Genomic DNA, 2,476 nt, shown 5'->3' with positions numbered 1-2,476 from the left:
TGTCAATCGGCATTGAACTTTGACCCCTTTTCGGCGTCCAATATTGACCCCCTTGTGCTGAGCAAGCCCGGCGCTGCGTAGCCCTCACATAGCGCAGCGGCGGCGGGCCTGCGGGGTTTCGGGATTGCGCCATGCGCGGTTCTTGAAGCGCCAGCTTTCGTTTCCGGTTTCGACGATCTCGCAATGGTGCGTGAGCCTGTCGAGCAGTGCGGTGGTCATCTTGGCATCGCCGAAGACGCTGGGCCATTCCCCGAAGGCCAGGTTTGTGGTGACGATGATCGAGGTGCGCTCGTAAAGCTTGCTGATCAGATGGAACAGGAGTTGACCGCCGGTTTGGGCAAAGGGCAGGTAGCCCAGTTCGTCAAGGATCAGGAAGTCGAGCCGGGAGATAAGGTCTGCGGTGCGTCCTTGCCGCTCGGCTCTGGCTTCGGCATCGAGCTTGTTCACCAAGTCGACGACGTTGAAGAACCTACCCCGTCGTCCGGCCCGGATACAGGCCCGGGCGATGCTGACAGCAAGATGGGTTTTGCCCGTGCCGGTGCCGCCGATCAGCACGAGGTTGCGCTGATGGTCGAGGAAGTCGCCGGTCGCCAGGTCGCGGATCAGCGTTTCGTTAGCCTCGGCTACTTCGAAGTCGAACTCTTCCAGCTCCTTTGCCAGGGGCAACTTGGCAATGGTCATCTGGTATTTGACCGACCGCGCCTGCTTCTCGCGGATCTCGGCGGTCAGCAAATCCCCGATGATCTGCTGAGGTTCATGCTGGCGCTTGACTGCAGTGGTCAGCACCTCGTCATAAGCGGCGCGCATGCCGTAGAGCCGCAGCTTTCCCATCGCGTCGATCACGTCTGAGCGTTCCATCTGTTTGTCTCCTCAAGCTGTCATATCGGTTGCAGTCGGCAATGGGCTCGCAGGCCAGCTTCAGTGCATCCGGTGTGGTGATTGTCAGGGGTGGTGGCGGCTCGCGGTGCCGGGCCAGGATGTTCAGGACCACACCCGCTGAATGGACGTTGTGCGACAGAGCCTCGGCGCAGGCGGCTTCTACGGCTTCGATCCCATCCGTCAGCACGGCGCCCAGGATGTCGACCATCTGCCGGTCGCCACCCGGCTGACGTTCCAGCTTGCGCCACACACGGCGGATCGGCACCGGCAACGCCCATTCCTTGAAGGGCGCCCCATTACGAAGGGCACCGGGTTTGCGGGCCAGAACAGGTATGTAATGCAGGGGACCGAAGATCGTTTTGTCCCGCCCGAAGGCCCGCTTATGCTGGCCAACGATTTGCCCATCCTGCCAACATTCCAGCCGATCGGCGTAAGCTCTGATCTCGACCGGCCGCCCCACGGCGCGGGCATCGACTGAGTATCTGTTCTTGTCGAAGCGCACGAGGCAAGTCTTGGACACAGAGGCCGGGACCGCATGGAATCCATCGAAAGGGCCGACGTAAGGCACAAGGCTCGGGCATTCTTCTTCGAACACCTCCCAGATCGTTCTGTCCCGCAGCTCCGGGTGCTTGTTCGCCTTCGCATAATCTCGGCACCGGTCTTCCAGCCATGCATTCAGCTCGGCATAGGATTTGAACTTGGGACGCGGCACGAAGAAGCGCCGCCGGATGACACCGACTTGGTTCTCGACCTGACCCTTCTCCCAGCCCGAGGCCGGCGTGCAAGCGACCGGGTCGACCAGGTAATGCCCGCACATCTGCTGGAACCGCCGATTATAGGCCCGATCCTTGCCGACAAAGATCGCATCCACCGCCGTCTTCATGTTGTCGTAGATTCCGCGCGAGCACGCCCCGCCGAAGAAGGCGAAGGCCTTGTCATGGGCGTCGAACACCATCTCCTGCGTCTCTCTGGGATAGGCCCGGACAAACGGCATCCGGCTGTGGCAGAGCCGAACATGGGCGACCTTCACTGTCGTGGTCACGCCATCGATCAGAACAACCTCATGGCTCCAGTCGAACTGATAGGCTTCGCCAGGATCAAAACTGAGCGGCACATAGGCCGCGGCGGAAGCTTCCCGGGTCGCCTTCGACCAACTCGCCGCATAGCGCCGCACAGCATCATAGCTGCCGTCGTAACCCCGGTTGCGAAGCTCCTCGTAGATACGAACCAGTGTCAGCCGCTGGCGCTTCGGTTGCCTGTCATTCTCGGCCAGCATCTCATCCAGATCGGACCGCCAGGGCTCGATCTTGGGGCGGGGTTGGTTGGTTCGATCATAGCTGAACTCGGTCGCGCCGGAGCGGATCACTTTGCGAACAGTGTTCCGCGAAACCCTCAGCTCCCGGCAGATCTGCTTGATAGGCTTCTTCCGAACAAAATACGCCAGCCTGATCTTCGCAATCGTCTCCACAACCAACATCCCCAAATCGCTCCCTCAATCCTTTGAGGAAGCTTCTGAAACGAAATATCATGGGGGTCACTTTTGGACGCCGATTACCCCAATACAGGGGTCAACTTTGCATGCCGGTTCACAGTTCTG

2 protein-coding genes are annotated in these 2,476 nt (G+C 60.4%); both read right to left on the bottom strand.

Going from position 1 to position 2,476, the window contains the following annotated elements; genetic code table 11:
• Nucleotides 1-84: 84 nt before the first annotated feature.
• Entirely contained in the window at nt 85-858 is a 774-nt protein-coding gene (gene istB / locus ACFMPD_RS17430; RefSeq protein WP_380997282.1) for an IS21-like element helper ATPase IstB, read from the bottom strand.
• Nucleotides 791-2,356 carry an IS21 family transposase gene (gene istA / locus ACFMPD_RS17425; protein ID WP_380997280.1) on the bottom strand — a complete coding sequence of 522 codons (1,566 nt, stop codon included), beginning with the start codon at nt 2,354-2,356 and terminating at the stop codon, nt 791-793. The genes istB and istA overlap by 68 nt, the downstream gene beginning before the upstream one ends.
• Nucleotides 2,357-2,476 lie beyond the last annotated feature (120 nt).

Origin of the sequence: Sedimentitalea sediminis, assembly GCF_042687825.1 — a bacterium.
Taxonomy (GTDB): Bacteria; Pseudomonadota; Alphaproteobacteria; order Rhodobacterales; family Rhodobacteraceae; genus Sedimentitalea.
This window is presented reverse-complemented; position numbering and strand designations above follow the sequence as displayed.

What these genes read in the sequence shown, in the direction of transcription:
- istA (WP_380997280.1), bottom strand. Translation starts at nt 2,356, where the DNA reads ATGTTGGTTGTGGAGACGATTGCGAAGATCAGGCTGGCGTATTTTGTT.
- istB (WP_380997282.1), bottom strand. Translation starts at nt 858, where the DNA reads ATGGAACGCTCAGACGTGATCGACGCGATGGGAAAGCTGCGGCTCTAC.